This is a genomic window from Bacillus sp. J14TS2 (assembly GCF_018333015.1).
GTDB lineage: Bacteria > Bacillota > Bacilli > Bacillales > Bacillaceae_C > Lederbergia.
Genome location: NZ_BORE01000030.1, coordinates 13987 through 32007 on the forward strand (window position 1 = coordinate 13987; position 18021 = coordinate 32007).

The window sequence follows — 18021 nt, forward strand, 5'->3', positions numbered from 1 at the left end:
TCCCCCTAAATAAAACGTCCTAAATTTTTATGCAATTAACCTTTTAATATGGTCTAACCTGAAATATATATACAATTCCATCTTTTATTCCCCATTCAATTTCTACTCGACCAGAAAATAAAGATTCTAAGTTAATAGCAGTTTTTGATAACGAATATATTAATTTAAATAGAGAATCGTTAATAATTGACGGATAAACAGCATAATTCTCTTTACTATTTATGATATCTACTTTTTTAATGTACGAAATTAAAGGAGTAATATCACCTTGCATTAAATAGCATAAATCACCAAAAGTATACTCAATTAGCATATAGTCGTAACCATTATACGGTGTAGATGTTAACATTACACCAGAAATATCCGCCGAAATCATTTCTTGTACTATTACAGACATGCCGCCTTTTTTAATATCGGCATATTGATCCATCGAAACGGAATTTTCAGAATCATAAACTAACTTAATAAGTTCAAATATTTTATCAGAATCTTTGGCATCTACATTTACATAACTTTCAAATAAACCGGCAAAAGAAGCATTGTTACTATCTTCGTTCTCATGTGAAGATCGTATCACAATTTGCTTACACGATAGAGATCGAATCTTTTGCATAATATTTTTTTGAATATTAATGTCATTGATATTTTTTAACGCAAATTCTGTTAACACAAACCCTTTTGCAATTTTTGTAATTTGATTAATTTTAATTAAATTTGCCGCTTTATTACCTACTTCTGTTTTAAGATAATCAACTTCATCATTCAAATCAATAAAAGTTTCAGGATCTTCTGATTTTAAATAATTAATATCTTCCACTTTTTTTATTATTCCACATTCAAAATCAACTTCAATGTAATCATTCGTTTGCAAAGAATTCATTAAACCATTCACACTAATAATTCCGTTTATTCCTAGCTCACGGCATAATACAGAAGCATGTGAAGTATAGCCTCCATACTGAGTTATTAGTACACCAAATCCTTTTAGTTTTGGTACTAGAAACGGTCTAAGTACATTTGTTATTACAGCAACATTTTCTTTGGAGCCAACAGTGTCTATAAATTCATTAAAGTCATTCAGACCTGTCTCATTTTGTTCAAGTTTCTTAACTTTATATCTTTTACACCCAGTGCCAATTAAGACATCTCCAGTCAACTCATTCTTTTTAAAATCATTTTCAATCTTTACGTATAAAGGAATATCATAAGAAAAATTAATATCATTCTCTTTTAATTCAAATACTACCTGCTGTTTTCTCTTTGAAATCTCAGATTCTGAAATTCTATTTTCAGTACAAATAAAATCACGTATTTCATCTATTCTCATATAGTCAAATTGATTCTTTCCAATTCTTCTTATAAGGTTATTTAAAAAATTGCTTCTATTAGTTATCTTAAACTTTTCCCATTCTTCCCTCATTAAAATTTTTAAATACGAAAGTTCGCTTGTCCGCCTAATTAACAACCTTGTTTTGGTGCTAAGTTTTAATACATCAGCTGTCATCTCGCTCCATCTTTCTGAATTGCTGTATCTAAAACGCAAGTTATCTAAAAATGCTTTATCCAATCTTACACTGTCTGCAGTTTGCTGTAGAACGTTGTTTTTAACTTCTTCTGCGGTTATTCCATTGGGATTCCCAGATGATGTAGTTGTTGATTTATATTTCTCAACATAGTCCGATATATCTTGGTCTATTACTTCATTGTTTAAATATTTCTCGGAGATACTCAACATATCTACTGCTTGTCTATGAGTCAAAAGTTCATTATTATTTGTAGCAAATAAAGAGTCTTTGATTTGTTTTGATGCAAAATTTAATTCTTTAGGAATTTTGGAATCGACCAATTCATAAATATCATGATAAAAAGTATCAGCTATAACAGAATTATAGTACGCAATATATTCACATAATAAATTACAATACAAATTAAACTTATCAATTAATGTCAATTTATCATATGACTTATCTACATTCTTCATTTTTTTTAAAATATTATGTATTTCTAAAACACAATAATTGTATTTATTGTCATCTAATAAAAATTCTTCGATACATTTCCTATTATAACGTATATTTTCTTTATCTAAATGAGCTTTGTAATATCTATTATGTCCTATTGATAGATAATAATTAATATCAAGGTTTGCCATAGAACCACGATATTTCTGTAATGCTTTTATATTGCTTTCTTCTATCATCAAAGCCCAACTACCTTCATCTTGTAGTTCAAGTTCTCTTATTATCATAAATAAACCCCTCTTATTAAAAAATTTATTCTTAATTTTGTTCTTCTAAAGGCTATGTTCATTTTTACGAAAATTGATATCTTTTATAATAGTTTAACCATTTAATTTATATTGCAGCTTGCAATGTATCCCCTTTCAAAATTTTTTTTTTGCAACTTCGCCGTGGTTATGGTGTTCATCTCTGAAATGATTGTTAGCCGGTGTCTTATAATCTAATGTCTGACGGGGTCTTCTCCAGTTGGAATACTACATATATTGTTTGGTCATTTGCTTCAATTCTCGCACTGATTCAGGATATAGTAGATAAAGCATTTCCCACTTGTGGTTTCGAAAGAGACATTTGGTCTTAGCATTATCCTTCGCTCGTCCTGCACTGTCCATACTGATTTTAATAGATTCGTAACCTTTAATGCAGGAAATATAGTCTCTTGATGTAAATTGGCTAGCTTGATCACTATTGATTATTTACGGCTTTCCATGAGCTTTAATCGCCCCCCTTAACGAAACGGATAAAATCCGTCTTCATGGTATTAGTTAAGGCCCACCCTACAACAAAACGAGAAAACCTATCGATAATAATTAATTTTTTGATTTATGTGTCCAACTCTATAGATACATTATAGTTTATTACATTATTATGTCGATGTAAATCAAAAGAATCGACAACCCGGAGATTACACCATAATTGGCCCCTTTGTCCATAACGAAGCCAATAATTTTATAATTTCCTTTTTTTTTACAATTACCATTTATTATTTTCAAATGGAATTTTCAACATTACAATAAAAGATATGAATGTCAAGTGAATTTAAGGTGTTTTTATCAGATTTCCTTCGCTTTCATTTGCCTAGAAACCCACCTTTTATATTATCCCCTCATCGCGATAGTATGTATTTTGCACAAATTACCATTAAATATTATCTGAAAAAGTTTATTTTACAGGACTTCTTCACGTTTTTTATGCCAACATGCTTACTGCTCTTATATTGTTTCTTATTTTTTTATTAGAAACATATCTGGTTTTCGAAATACCCAACTACTTTGCATTCTAAATCTTTATAGTAATTACCATTGTTCAATACGTATGCTTGTAACAAAATAGGAGTGTTAGCTTCAAAAGCCTTGTGCAGTGCTTTAGAAATGTCTTCTTCGCTCATTTCTTCCTTTGCTTCTACTTCCATTGATTGATTACTTATCTCTTCCCTTTTTAACGCCTCCGAATGGTCTGACAACATCATTCCAATCCATTTAACAATGCCCCTATCTTTGTACCAAAGTTGATCAGGTGTAACTCTCAAAATAGATGGACTCATTTCTTTTCATCCTCTCCGGCTCTATCACCGCCAACTAACTTTGCACGACCCCTTGCCATTCCCCCATCAAGTAGACTTGAGGTTTGTAATATTGACGTGTACCCATATTTACGCCTCACAAAGTCTACTGCTTTATCCAGTTCCTCATTTTCGATAGTGACTTCTACTGGTTCAAAGAGGCTTAGCTGTAACGGTTTTTTAGGTTGTAATTTTCCAAACGTAACATTAATAACCCTAACTGGTGCACACTCATAATATTTATTAAATATAAAAAGCATATAACTTTTTAACTTTTTAGATGAATCCGTTGGTTCAATCCGTATTTGTCGATTAAACCCGGTTTTTACAACATCTCGAGAATATCCAATTGACAGCTTTATTACGCCAGTCATTAGGTGATGCTTCCTTAATTGTGCTACATTCTCGCCTGTCATTTCTCGAATAACAATCTCTACTTTGTGCTTTTCATTATAATCTCTGTTCAATATTTGATTTCTACTAAAACTGGTCGATTTTGGTGTATATGTATCAGATAATAAAGTTCTATCAATTCCGTGTGCAAAAAAAAGTAGGTCACCAATCACACCAAATCGAGCTTTTAGCTTACTAAGGTCATATTGAGTCAGCTCACGAATTGTATGAATGCCTATGCGATTTAGACTGGCTTCTGTTTTTTCTCCTATCCCCCAAAATTCGGATAATGGTGATATTCTCCAAACTGTTTGTGGAATGGTTTCATATCTCCATTCCGCTATAAAACCATGACGTTCGTCATGGTTTGCCTGATGATCAAGTGCCAGTTTAGCAAGGAGAGGGTTATCTCCAACACCTACTGTTAAGACTAATCCCAAGTCATTTCAAACATCATTTTGTATTTTCCTAGCTATATCATAAGTAGAGCCAAATTAGGAATGATATTTAGTCACATCAAGAAATGACTCGTCGATCGAATAAACGAGTAAATCTTCTTCAGCTACATACCGTTTAAAAGTACGCAAAATATCTAAATTTCTTTCTAAATACAGAGCCATTCTAGGTTCCACAATCTCAATATTCGCTTTTTTAGGTATTTCGTAAATCCTTGTTCCAGTCTTCACGCCATATTCTTTTTTTTACAAGCGGTGAAGAGGCAAGTACTAATCCTCCATTATTATCAGGTTTTGAAACCACTGCAATTCTTGCTTCTAAAGGGTTTTGTTTCCTTTCAACCGCCTCAACAGAAGCAAAAAGGGATTTAGCATCAATGCACAAAATATCTCTGCGTGGTTCATCACTATAATCCATCATGATCGTATCCATCATCGTACTCACCTCTAATAAGAATACGCGTTCTCTATCACAATTATAAGAACTTGCATTCCCTAAGTCAAGATATACTTAGCTTAGACTACTATGTGAATTTTGGAAAATAAAAATATAATTTGTAGATAAGAAACAGCCCGAAATTAAAAAAGTTTAATTTCCAGACTGTTTCATTTAATAGCATGAACAATATTTATTAAAAATTAAAACGATGTGAGTATGATTTGATAATGAAAGGATGGGGTTAATGTGCACGCCTAGGATATTGACTTCATTTCAATACCCTCAATCTTTAATGATTAAATCCGCTTTTTTTCAGTCCATCTTTTTACAAAAGTCAGTTCTAGTGAGGATATACTATAAAGTCTTCTTTTCTAACCCAAAAGTCTCAACGTGTTCTTTATGAAATACCTTTAATAAATTTTTAGTATCCTCTACAGTGTTTACATTGTGTCTATATACATAACTAGAAACTGCATTTAAAAACCAATACAGCAATAGGCCCTGATTAACGTTTCTTCCATATAAAATAATTTCCCTGGAAACATCGAAATTCATCTTGTATTTATCATAAAGTTGTTCCATATATTTATATTCATAGTTCGTAAAAGGTTTTTCTATTGGTGAAGAGGATTTTGATTCCGTTGCTGGTGGCTGGGGCGTTGATATTGTCTTTTCATAGGATTGTCGACTTTTATGCCTATTCTTAGCAAATGTCATAGCTTCTTCTGCTGTTTTCAAATTAGCATCTGACCAATGGGAAGCAATCTTTTGTAAATATGGCCTAGATAGCTTCATATTGTCTTTTAAAAATACATAATGTACCAACACATTCATTACTGGTGTTGGCAGTCCTTCGGAGTTCATAACATCAGAAATAATTTTCAACTCCCGTTCGCAGGCTCTCCCATCTTCTGACAGCGCTTCTAGTAATTCTTTCGGTGTTATTCCCTCTAAGTTTTTTATAAATTGCTCTTCTTTCGACAAGGTAATCACCTCATTAGACTATTCTTATCAGATATTATAACAGAAGTAAGCTTTTCCTTTCTGGCAATTGGATGCGGAGGTGACCGCCATCCCGTTGCTTTTTTTATTTTTTGATATAGTATAAATGAAATTAGTAAATCAGCAATAATTATGTCTTAAATATTGTTGATTCGCATTCATATTTACATCTCATAACCTAAAAAAATCCGTAACCGCAAAGAATAGTGTGATTATCGCTGGATTGTTTGCTTCCAGGATTAATGGTAGAGCTAATAAAGCGTCCTAGAAAAAGACCACTAACTGCAATAACTATACTTAGATAGGTTCCTGCTTGTAATGTTAATAAATTTGACGGAATCATAAACATTATCCCTATCTAAAATGCAATCAAAATAATAAGTGCCCTCCATACTAACTTTCATCTATAATACTGGGCCTGTGCATTCCATAATTGATAATATTTTCCGCCTATATCTTGTAGTAACATTTCGTGACTTCCAGTTTGAATGATTTTACCGTTATCAAACACATTAATCGTGTCACAGAATTTACATGAAGAAAGTCTGTGAGAAATGTAGATCGCTGCCTTTTTATCAATTAACTCATTAAATCGAGTATAAATATCAAACTCAGCAACCGGATCCAAAGATGCCGTCGGTTCATCAAGTATAATAAATGGAGAATCTTTATAATACGCACGAGCTATGGCCAATTTTTGTTCCTCTCCGCCTGAAAGATCGACACCATCTCCATCAACATATTTATAAATATGTTGTTTTAATTTTAATGGCAGCTTTCGTACAGACACATCAATCCCGGCAACTTTTATCGATTGCCAAGCTTTTTCCTCATCATACTCTCGAGAGGTTGCAATATTTTCTCCGATTGGTAAGGCAAGTAGTTTGAAATCTTGAAAAACTAAAGAGAATAATTTTAAATATTCCTCATGATCATACTCTCTAATATCTTTTCCATTTAAAGTGATATAGCCTTCATCTGGTTGATACAAACCACAAAGTAACTTGATCATGGTGGTTTTCCCAGAACCATTCATTCCGACAACTGCAATCCGACGATTCGAAGACAATTTCATCGAGACATTCTTAACGGCATATTCCTCACTATTTGGATACCGAAAGCTGACATTGTGAAAGGCCACCACCCAATTTTCATTGTTTTTTTCTGGAATTTGTTTCCCTGTATGTTGTTTAGAAGGAGCATCAATAAATTCAAAAAACGATCTTAAATAGTTGTTGTTACTTTTGACTTGAGATAGTGCAACAAATAATTGATTGATAGTAGATATAATGATTGTGATAGAAGCATAACTTTTTGTTACATCACCTAAGCTAATATACCCAGCAAGAGCCCGGAGACCAACATAGATATAAGCGTATCCTCCAACAAGTGTTGAAATGAGTACATTCATCCCAAAATACTTTTGGTAAAGGCTGTATCTCCCATTTAAAACGTTCATCCATGGTAAGCGCCCCTTTGAAATCACTTCATCAATGATTAATTTTCTCTGATTAAATATGTGGATGTCTTTCCCCGCCTGATCATCTTCCATATAATGATAATGATAGTAATCCAAATATTTATTTGTTGAGCTGTTTTGTGCCAAGTTATATTCTTTCTCACTTACTTTTTTTGAATTTATGGCAGAAAAGACCACACTGCTTACGATCACCGCTAATGTCAATAAGAGAAATAAAATAGAAGTCCCGCTAAAACCAGCATTCATCGTATCTAGAGAAGAGACAAATAATATCACTAAAGCAATGATGAGAGAGAGAAGATTTTTTACAATGTCACATACTAATCTTATAACTGCAGCCATGCCTCCGCCTGTTATAAACATAATTTCAACGATTTTTGCATGCAATTCCGTGTATTTTGGATCTTCTTGCATCGCATAATCCATTGAATATCTTTTGTTATTTAGATAGTTTTTTACGTTTGGCACAAACATTGTATTGAGCACGTTTATTTTTTTCGTTAAAAGTAAATTGATCACAGTAAAAAGAGCGGTCCCGCCCACAGAGATTAATACATATAGAAGCAATACATTAAGATTTTTCTCTCCAACCAGTTCATCGATAATAAGAGCGGATATGTAAATAGCGATAAAGGGAACCGTCGCCTCCAGGACAGATTTTATCACACTGAATTCCAAATTTTTCGGAGATAATTCCTTCACGATACGGCAGGCACGGGTCATGACATGGAATTCATCAACGACCTTTTTGATATGGGTTTTTATGGTCATATTAAGCTTCCCCCACTGTTTTCTTTATAGTAATAGCTTTGAACATCAAAAATTTCTTTATATATCCCTCCACGTGCCATGAGTTCATCGTGTGATCCTGTTTCACATATGTTTCCATTTTCGATATAAATGATTCTGTCACAAAAACGTGTGGATGAAAGCCGATGTGAAATAAATATTGATGTTTTGTTTTTTGTCAGTTCATTATATTTTTGATACATCAAGTCTTCGGCAATCGGATCCAGAGCGGCGGTTGGCTCATCTAGAATAATGAGTGGTGCGTCTTTATAAAGTGCTCGCGACAGCATTAATTTTTGTACTTCGCCCCCAGACAAATGAACGCCATTTTCCGTTATATTCGGAAGAAGGTTGGTATGATAGCCATTAGGTAATTGCTCGATTTTTTCACTTAATCCCGCCTGACGAATTACGTTGCTCAACTTCTCTTCATCAAACTCTGATTCCTGGCAAAATGTAATATTTTGTGCAATGCTCATTGGTAACAAACTCACATTTTGAAACACAGCCGTAATCAGCGAATAATATTCATCTCGGTTATACTCCGTAATATCCGTTCCATTCATAAGAATACGACCACTTACTGGTTGCAAAAGGCCGCAAATAAGTTTAATCAGGGTTGTCTTCCCTGCCCCGTTCGCCCCAACAATAGCAAGCTTTTCCCCTGCATGAATCTTTAGATTCATTTTATCGATAATGACCTGATCGCTTCCCTCATAACTAAAACTGACATTTTCAAGAACAAGTTCAACTGGCTGGTCATATGCAGGTAAGCTTGCCCCGTTCTCTCTATTGAATTTATCTTTTGTGTCGAGCAAATAACGATAATCATCAACCGAAAAATTCGCATTGGTTAGATTTTTAAAGCGCTCAACAATTTCCTCCAACCATTGCGCAAATCCAGTAATAGCACCAAAGAAGAGAATAAAATCACCGATTGTCATATCAGTCGTGAGCATTTTCCAAATTAAGAAGATATATCCTCCACCATTTCTAATCAAAAACAGAAGCACTTCAAATAATCCTTGCATCAAGTGCTTTGTTTGTACCTTATTTTCTAAATGTTCCTTCTCGCCCATATACGAATGAACTGTCCGATTAATCCAATTTTTCATCTGATAAACACGAATATCTTTGGCGAAAGCAAGACTATTTATTTCTTGAAGCATATAGTAAATTTTATTATCAATGGTCGCTCGCTTATCTTTGATTCGATGTTCCATTCTCTGGATAAGAAAAGAAATATAAGCATCTGCCAGATAACTTATTAGCAAGATCACGATTACAATTGGATGTAAGAGCAGGATAATAGCACTGAAAGAAATCAAGCCAAAGAGACTTTTTACTAAATACGTACTATTTGGATAAAAAGAGGCCATGTTCACCAAAATATTTCTACTTGTTGCGTTATGTCCCTTTTCAATTTTTATTTTGCCTGCTGGTGATGACGAGAGGGCATAGTCCATATCAAGAATTTTCCAATCCTTTTCAATGTAAAAGTGCATGTTTAATATTTTTACAGTACTTTTCAAGACCCCTTGTTCTGAATAATGACTAAAATACTTTAAAACCATGAGTCCAATGGTTATTGTGCCAATAGTAACTATAAAAGCAGATGGTGAAACAGAGCGATTGATCGAATCCAGCACAACCTTTGGCAACCATATTGCAATTAAAGAAACAATCAAATCGAAAATAATATAAATAATCGGAAATAATAACGCTTTCTTTTCGAAATTCCATTGTTTCCAAAGCATAAATTTCATATTATTAAAAAATCCATGTGAGATCTTATTATTCGTATTGTTCATTCTATATACTCCTTTACAAAATTACGGCCAGATTGGTACTTGTATCTCTGTATGTATGTTTTAATCGCTTCTCTCCTGAATAATCTCACTAAATAAATCTTGACCATAACTTGTTGGAAGAGGTTCACCTAAAGTAAGCTTAAATGATCGCTTTCCAGAATGAAGCCGTTCAGGTAATAATAAGAGAGCGTTCTCGAAGCCTCTTTCGTACATCCATCTTGATAACTCATAAAAGTGGGTGACAATAAAAACCTTAAGCTCTAATTCATAAAAAACAGCAAGCATATCCCTAGCTATGACAGAACCCTCTCTTTCTGTAGTAGAGGCAAAGGGTTCATTCATGAGAAGGAGAGAGCTAGGAGTAAGTTCGTCCACAATGTGATCTAGTCTTGATAGCTCCTCATCCAACTTACCGCTATTTAACTTATCATCCTCTTCCCGAGTAAAATAAGTAAATATTCGATCACATAAGTTAGCTTGAAAAAAGGTGGCAGGGACGAATAGACCGCATTGCATCATTAGTTGTGCCAAACCAATGCTTCGCAAAAAAGTCGATTTTCCACCTTGATTCTTTCCTGTAATCATAAATAAAGTCATCTCGTCTGCCTGTAGATCATTGGTAATCGGTTGTTGTCCCAAACTAATGGCTAAACTAGGATCATACAACTCTTTAAAAGTTAAGGCTCTCACGTTTGCATTAAGTGGCACTGGAAAAGATAGCTGACATCCCTTCTTAGTAAGTTCCTCGTGTAAATACACACAACTCACATAGAAACTGCTCTCAAAGCGTAATACATCAATGAATTTTAAAGTGTGATCAAGAAAACGTTTGATAATAACGAAGATATTATTAAAGATTTTTTCTCTCATTTCATTTAAATTATATGCAAAACTAGGCAAATTGGATGATCTTATCTTTTTCTTAGTTGTAAAAGTTGGAGTTCTCGCATCCAACTCTTTAAGCAGATAATCTGTTCCCTTGAGTCCCTCTCCAATTCTTGCACCAATTCTCAGTTGGCTCGTTTTAAGTGTCTGTTGAAGCAGATTAAAATGTGTGTCAGCCTCTGTTAGAAACGAATCAGGATATGCTTTATCCATTTGCTCAAATAAAGTAATAAGTGCTTTTGAGTGATATGCTTGTTTATTGGTTTTATTCAAATTCCGCAGTTCTCGCAATTTAGGTAAAATAAACGCTAATAAAGTCACTACTGTTGTCATCTTTTCCCAAAAAGCTATACCAGGGGAAATATTTGGTTTCATGACATAACGATAATCCTTGGATTCTTCTACAATTTCTGAAGCTATGCTATATATTTTTTTGATGAGCAGAGGATTGTTTATACTATCCTTTAAGATGTACTGCCTATATAGGAGAACATCACGATTTGTTTCACTATGTAAGATCATTTTCTTTGTCGTTTGATAAAGAAATGGATCGCCCTGGGACATGGTTTGTAGAAGTGGATCTATGTTCAAATCTTGCATTAATTCTTGGTCATCTAACTCAGGGTTTGGAATAAACTCTTGAGATTCATAGAGCAGCATCGGTCTCATCTGAGGATTCTCTCCTTTATTCTTGACGGTGTAAGGTCATATTTCTCGACAATACTTGCGGCATACACCAAACCATCCGCAGGTCTTCTCCTGATTCTATACGTCCTTTTTGAGGCAGCTTCTGGATCAACCGTTGATACTAAACTGACCGTATTCTCAAAAGCATTAGCTAATTCGAAAAGGTGGGTAACATATAAACAAAGAGTACCTTGATGCAATAGTCTTTGTAATAGCTTCCTTCCCATATCATACCCATCGCTTGTAGCTGTTGTGGAAAAAAGCTCGTTAAATAGTATAACACTCTCTCCAGTAGCCTGTTTTAATATTGTGCTCAGTCTAAGGAGTTCATCCTGTAATTGTCCCGTATTTGTACCAAATTGTTCTTCTGAGCCAAAATGAGTAAAAAGCTGGTCGAAAAAATAGAGGTCCGCATCTTTACATGGAACTGGGCAACCAATTGCACTCAAGTAAAAAATTTGTCCAAGTGATCTGACAAAGGTCGTTTTACCGCCCTGGTTCGGTCCGGTTAATACACAAATTTTCTCATTTTCATTAACAGAAAAATCATTGCAAATAATTCTTGTTCCTGACTGTAAATGAGAGGCGGCCAAAGAAAGATCGTATCCCGAAACAATGTGCACGTCTTTGCTCTCAGAGATTACGGGGTAACAATAGTCTAGACCTATATCTTTGAAGGACTGAAAGTATTCCAAACAAGCAATATAAAATTGAATTTCTTGCTCAAATGTCAAAATAGCTTCATTCATGAAGGTTAGATAGTTTCCATAAAATTCTTTAAGCTTAAGGAAAGGGGTTGGATGTTGTTTTCTAATAATTGTTAAAATATCTCTTTCTATCTCTGAAAATTGTAATCCGGCAAACAGGCGAATACTATAGTCCTCCGTTTCATCGTGCTCTTGTTGAAAGGTCTTACTTAATGATTGACAGTAGTCCATTTCATCATCCTGCAGGTAAATTGCAATATTATCTTCAGATAGAATTATACTGTAATGGATAGCTGCAAAAGCCTTTTGTAGTTCAGAAGTTTTTTTCCACAATGTAATAAAGTAGGAACTATTGACAAAATGGCTGATCCACTTAAAAAAATCCTGCATGCCTTTTGATTTTAAATCAGCCGAGTCCATGCTGCGGTGTAAGTTGATAATCGCATTACAATAGGAAATTGCAGCATCAAGTAGCCATTTTTGCTTCTGATGATTGTCCTTGGAACGCTCACTATTTCCTACGTATTTCCGCGCCTTTTTCATAGCATGAGAAAACTCGGAAAAATATTCAAGCAGTTCACAATCATCGATATCCTTCATTATATCGAGACGATAATGAATTGCAGCAATATGCGGTAGCTTGTAATAAAATACCCATTCAAGGTCGTATTCTTCTTTTCCAGCTAAAATACTTTTGATAATTGTATCCATATGAACATCATGAAAAAACTTAGCGTTTCCACATCTTGAGCGAGTTTTCGGCTCAGCGCTATGGTCAAATAAAATACTTTGATATTCCATCGTTCTTCAAACCCTTCATAAGTGGCTCAAACCTTTAGGGGCTGAGACAAAAATGTTTTCACCAAAGAAAAACTAGAGGCATATACCTCCGCTAAGGTCATGCATTATTTGTCTTGAGAGCTTAACATTTTAGTTTTACCCAGCCGCTTATTCCGTTTCTTTCTTGGGTTGATAAGCTCCTAGTTCATTTCCGAATGGATCAATAAATTTGATAACCCATCCATGCCCATGATCTTCATATTGTCTGATCTTTACTTCATGACTTTGCAATACGGAATGTAGCATATCAATTTGTTTTGTCAAAAACATAAATGATGGCATTGGAAAATCGTCTTCCGATAACCATTGTGTTTTATCATTTTTTGTACTGAGATGCAACATTAGTACTGGACCAGAGTTAAATTCAAGCCATGCAGCCTGAGGATAGACTGTAAGTACTTCCAATCCCAATACTTCTTTGTACCAACTCACTGCCCCATCCATATCAGTGACAGGTAATTGCACATGATCCACATTCTCTATTAATTTTTTAGTCAAACAACTTCATCTCCATGTTTTAATGGTTTTTATGAGGATTTTTTATATAACGCTTCCGTATTCATGACGTGAGCCATCTTAAACAGACGCGAAGCTGGTCACTGACATGAATGCTTTATTAGCTCTTCGAAATATTTACACATTATCATTGTCTTTATTAGATCGCGAAATAAGGTCTTTGTTTACAATTCCTCCACCGAATGAAATTTGATACCCATTTATATCCCGGATCGTAACCTCGCTCCAAAAATTATCATAATTAGGTCCTCTAACGATCAATACCTTTTTTTCTGTGAACTCACGAGTTAACAAATCTACCGCATTCGTATAACAATACACATCAAAGTATTGCTCCTCGTAACTGGAACTGATTGTCTTCACCTCGTTTTCTTGTCTAGCTTCAACAAGAATAAGGGTCAGTGACCCCCTTGAAACATGATGATGTGGAATTTTCTCTCCAATCACTTCATGTTTGAAACCTAACTTAGAATAAAACTGAACCGTCTGTTCCAAGTTTTTAACTAGCATAACGAAAGCGGAACCCTCGATATTAATTTTTGTCATTCATTAGCCTCCAAATAGATTATTTTCAATCATAATTATGGGAAGAATTAATTGACTTAATTTTATATCACAAGCTTCTAGTTAATTGGTATCTCGTTTATCAAATTTTATTTAGGAGAACAGATTTTAATCCTTAGGAGGAAGACTATAAACAACTTGTCCTTTTTCATCTAGAAATTCCAGTATTGGAACATCGTTTGCATCTACTACTAAACGGATACGCTCTTGTCCCTTGCTGTCAGATAATTTGACTCCTACCGAACCGTCCTGGGCTCGATCCATCTGTGCTCTTGTTACCCCACTTGGCCGATCATAAAGAGTATAGCCATACATGCGTTCTCCAATGGTACTTTCATGAAAATACATTTGTGTAACTTGATCTCCCTTATAACCATCAAAGGTAAACGAGGCATTTGATTCGGTTTTCCCTGTATATTTTCCGTCAAAATCCTCGGACGTGTATGTTCTGCTGCCAAATACCAACCCGCCGCATTCATCACCATCACTGTTATAAAATTGCATTCCAGCTGCAGGAATGACCCCCGATCTAACACAAGTTTTCCCATCAATGATCGGATCGGGAATACGTTCACTATTGAATATGGACATCTGGATATTTCCCTCTTGATCGACAATATTGATTTTTTCTACATCAAGCTCCACCATTTTTTCATTTTTATTTGTCAAACCAACCATCCTCCTATTCCCTGAAACGATTACATCATACAATGTATTTCATCCCACATTACTGGCAAATATTATCACAATCATTCACCAGCTATTCTCCCTCCATCGATTACCAAGGAATGTCCGGTTACATAAGACGATTTATCTGAACATAACCAGATGATTGCCTCGGCAATCTCTTCCGTTTCGCCAATTCTTCCTAATGCATGCAAGTTACTCAGCTTTTTCGTTACCCGGTGTACCCAAGAAGTATGAACTGTTCCAGGGCAAACGGCATTCACCCGAATCCCATATTCTCCGTATTCTACTGCTGCGCTCTTCGTCAAGCCAATGATCCCATGCTTGCTAGGCACGTATGCCCCATGATGCTTCAATCCTATTTTTCCCGCTATAGATGCTGTGTTTACAATTGCTCCGTATTGTTGTTTTTTCATCAATTGTATTTCATGCTTCATACACAACCATGTTCCCTTCAAATTAACATTAACGACTTTATCCCAATCTTCTTCATTAAGATCAGCCAACATTGCGCCAATTACAATCCCAGCATTATTTACAGCAAAATCAATTTTGTCATACATTTGGTTGCACAAAGAAATAGAATCCATAACATTTTGTTCATTGGTGATATCGGTTCGTTGAAAATGACTCTCCCCGCCATTTTCCTCAATCATTGCAACAGTTTCCCGTCCTCCCTCCTCGTTGATATCTGCTATAAAAACGCGGGCGCCTCGCTTTGCTAGTTCAATAGCAGCCGTTCTTCCGATTCCCGAACCTGCACCAGTAATAAACGCACTTTTCCCTTGAAATTCCATATGCTTCACCTCGTATTATTTACTATCATGTAGAACTTTAAAAACCGCTACGTTACAGTATCTTACCCTTAAATATGTATGCGCTTTCTCAAAACGATAACTAGTATTCCTCTACTTTCAAAACTACGTAGTTCAAGCGTAACATAAATAGTAATCTATTAAAATGTTAAAAATAAAACGCTTAGAAAATTTAAATTTCGGAAAAGTAACTTGATTCTTCATGCACTTGGTAAAGTAATCTGGCAAATAGTACGTTGGAGGATTCTATGAACTCAAAAGCACTTGAATTCTAGTAAAAAATGCGCATAGAGGATCCTACGTACACAAATTCGTTTAAATTCTGGTAAAAAGTGTGCGTAGAAAGCCCTACGTACACAAAATCGTTTAAATTTTGATGAAAAGTGCCCGTAGACGGTCCTATGGGCACAAAATCGCTTGAAATCTGCTGAAAAAGGTGCGTAGAAGGCCTTACGCACTCAAAGTCGCTTAAATCCTAATAAAAAATGTCCGTAGAATCCTACTCTACGAACACGAACTCATAAAGAATTTGGTAAAATGGATTTTAAAGTTTAAGAATTCGAGGTAGACAAGAAAAATAAACAGGGATCAACTGAAAGTTAAATCCCCGATTTGTTCAGCTTTTCTGCAAGAAGATGGCCACAAAGGAGTTATAATGTACGGAAAGTGCAAGGAAAGAGCTGCAGGACGTTGCGATTTGCCCTAGCCAACAGAATGACTTTGATCCTCTTCATCAAAGGGTAAAAACACAATTATCTTAAGCTCGCTAATAAATCCTGGAAGTACCCCGGCAAGGGGCTTGAGAATTCTATATATTCCTTTTTTCTTGGATGGATGAATCCTAGTACACCCGCATGTAATACTTGTCCATCCATTTCTAATGTTTTTTTGGGGCCATATTTAGGGTCTCCGACAAGTGGGTAGCCAATATATTTCATATGGACACGAATTTGATGGGTCCTACCTGTTTCTAAAACACATTCTACTAATGTATATGGATCCAAGCGCTCGATCACTTGGAAATGCGTAACCGCTTGTTTTCCATTATTTACAATGGTCATTTTTTGGCGATCGTCTTGATCACGGCCAATTGGCGCATCGATGGTTCCATGATCATGAGGGATAACGCCATGTACAAGAGCATAATATTTTCTCGTCACTGATTTTTCAACTAATTGATTGACTAATTGTTCATGGGCATAATCATTTTTCGCCACCATTAACAAACCTGAGGTATCTTTATCAATCCGATGGACGATACCTGGGCGCAATACGCCGTTGATTCCCGATAAATCTTGGCAATGGTTCAGCAAGGCATTTACGAGAGTCCCTGTATAATGTCCTGGAGCAGGATGCACGACCATCCCTTTCGGCTTATTTACGACAATGACATCTTCATCCTCAAAATAAATGTCAAGCTCCAGCGGTTCAGGTTGTACATCTAGTGGTTCCGGTTCTGGTATAGAAATCTCAATATTATCACCGATCCGACATTTATAATTTGCCTTTTCTATTTTACCATTTACTTGAACACGTCCATCACGAATCCATTGTTGTACTTGTGTACGGGACCATTCTGTATGGAAGCCTGCAACCACTTTATCGATGCGTTCGCCATTCCCGTCTTCAACTGTAAAGTGTTCAATGTTGTTCATTTTTTTTCTCCTTCTCTTCCCGTGCTTCTTTGATAAGCTGGATAAACATGAGAACGACCCCTATCGTGAGGGCAGCATCTGCAATATTAAATATTGGAAAATCATATGTGAAAATGTAAGTATCAACAAAATCTACGACTTCTTGACGAAAAACACGGTCAATAAAGTTTCCAATTGCTCCTCCTAATATAAAACTTAAGCTTAATTGAAAAAGATATTTTCCTTTTGCATGCTTTTCAAGATAATAAATAATTCCCACAACCACAATCATAGTAATAATATAAAAGAGCCACATTTGATTTTCTAATATTCCCCATGCTGCACCACGGTTCCTGTGGGAGGTTATGTAAAAGAAATTTTGAATAATGGGAATGCTTTCCCCAAACTCCATATTTTTTACAATCAGCCATTTTGTCAACTGATCAAGAGCAATGATAAAGAATGCAATAATATAAAAGATCACCGGCTAACCTCCGCTTCAAAATGAAATCTATCCTTTTGTATTTTAGCATAAATACGCAAGCAGAACGAATCTTATTTCTTTTCATTAGTTGATAAGCTATTTTTAGCCATTTGATTCTCAAAAAAATGAGGCTGGGACATAACTAGCCAAAAATAAAAAAAGATGGATTCCACATCGAGTTTTGATGCGAAATCCATCTTTTTTGAAATCATTTATAAGTAGATACATAAAAAAACGGCTAGAGGCAGTGTATC

At 35.1% G+C, this 18021-nt stretch carries 16 protein-coding genes; all 16 read right to left on the minus strand.

Features of this window, described 5'->3' with window-relative positions:
* Window positions 1-43: 43 nt before the first annotated feature.
* On the minus strand, window positions 44-2248 hold the full coding sequence (locus tag KI375_RS26120; RefSeq protein ID WP_212976297.1) for a PEP/pyruvate-binding domain-containing protein: 2205 nt from the start codon (window positions 2246-2248) through the stop codon (window positions 44-46).
* A 1004-nt stretch (window positions 2249-3252) separates the two neighbouring features.
* The gene (locus KI375_RS26125) at window positions 3253-3561 is read right to left on the minus strand and encodes a hypothetical protein (protein ID WP_212976298.1); all 309 of its coding nucleotides are present in this window, start codon (window positions 3559-3561) and stop codon (window positions 3253-3255) included.
* Window positions 3558-4412 carry a DinB/UmuC family translesion DNA polymerase gene (locus KI375_RS26130; protein ID WP_212976299.1) on the minus strand — a complete coding sequence of 285 codons (855 nt, stop codon included), beginning with the start codon at window positions 4410-4412 and terminating at the stop codon, window positions 3558-3560. The genes KI375_RS26125 and KI375_RS26130 overlap by 4 nt, the downstream gene beginning before the upstream one ends.
* 54 nt (window positions 4413-4466) lie before the next feature.
* Window positions 4467-4658, minus strand: a complete 192-nt coding sequence (locus KI375_RS28065; protein ID WP_212976300.1) for a Y-family DNA polymerase — start codon at window positions 4656-4658, stop codon at window positions 4467-4469.
* A complete protein-coding gene (locus tag KI375_RS26140; protein WP_212976301.1) occupies window positions 4624-4860 on the minus strand; it encodes a hypothetical protein in 237 nt (78 codons plus the stop codon). Before KI375_RS26140 ends, KI375_RS28065 begins: the two co-directional genes overlap by 35 nt.
* Window positions 4861-5220: 360 nt before the next feature.
* Window positions 5221-5850 carry a DnaD domain protein gene (locus tag KI375_RS26145; RefSeq protein WP_244853096.1) on the minus strand — a complete coding sequence of 210 codons (630 nt, stop codon included), beginning with the start codon at window positions 5848-5850 and terminating at the stop codon, window positions 5221-5223.
* Window positions 5851-6268: 418 nt separating this feature from the next.
* Entirely contained in the window at window positions 6269-8119 is a 1851-nt protein-coding gene (locus KI375_RS26150; RefSeq protein WP_212976303.1) for an ABC transporter ATP-binding protein, read from the minus strand.
* Window positions 8116-9948: an ABC transporter ATP-binding protein gene (locus tag KI375_RS26155; protein ID WP_212976304.1), complete on the minus strand. Its 1833-nt coding sequence runs from the start codon at window positions 9946-9948 to the stop codon at window positions 8116-8118. The genes KI375_RS26150 and KI375_RS26155 overlap by 4 nt, the downstream gene beginning before the upstream one ends.
* 60 nt (window positions 9949-10008) lie before the next feature.
* Entirely contained in the window at window positions 10009-11502 is a 1494-nt protein-coding gene (locus tag KI375_RS26160; RefSeq protein ID WP_212976305.1) for a MutS-related protein, read from the minus strand.
* Entirely contained in the window at window positions 11499-13028 is a 1530-nt protein-coding gene (locus tag KI375_RS26165) for a MutS-related protein (protein ID WP_212976306.1), read from the minus strand. Before KI375_RS26165 ends, KI375_RS26160 begins: the two co-directional genes overlap by 4 nt.
* A gap of 147 nt (window positions 13029-13175) precedes the next feature.
* Window positions 13176-13565, minus strand: coding sequence for a VOC family protein (locus KI375_RS26170; protein WP_212976307.1), 390 nt, complete (start codon window positions 13563-13565; stop codon window positions 13176-13178).
* A 135-nt stretch (window positions 13566-13700) separates the two neighbouring features.
* Window positions 13701-14129 carry a VOC family protein gene (locus KI375_RS26175; protein WP_212976308.1) on the minus strand — a complete coding sequence of 143 codons (429 nt, stop codon included), beginning with the start codon at window positions 14127-14129 and terminating at the stop codon, window positions 13701-13703.
* Between the two features lie 126 nt (window positions 14130-14255).
* Complete coding sequence (locus KI375_RS26180) at window positions 14256-14816, minus strand: hypothetical protein (RefSeq protein WP_244853098.1); 561 nt, start codon at window positions 14814-14816, stop codon at window positions 14256-14258.
* 80 nt (window positions 14817-14896) lie between these two features.
* Window positions 14897-15631 (minus strand): glucose 1-dehydrogenase, encoded by a 735-nt coding sequence (locus KI375_RS26185; RefSeq protein ID WP_212976309.1) that lies wholly within the window; start codon window positions 15629-15631, stop codon window positions 14897-14899.
* A 770-nt stretch (window positions 15632-16401) separates the two neighbouring features.
* Window positions 16402-17304, minus strand: coding sequence for an RluA family pseudouridine synthase (locus KI375_RS26190; protein ID WP_212976310.1), 903 nt, complete (start codon window positions 17302-17304; stop codon window positions 16402-16404).
* Window positions 17291-17767 carry a signal peptidase II gene (gene lspA / locus KI375_RS26195; RefSeq protein WP_212976311.1) on the minus strand — a complete coding sequence of 159 codons (477 nt, stop codon included), beginning with the start codon at window positions 17765-17767 and terminating at the stop codon, window positions 17291-17293. Before lspA ends, KI375_RS26190 begins: the two co-directional genes overlap by 14 nt.
* Window positions 17768-18021: the final 254 nt, after the last annotated feature.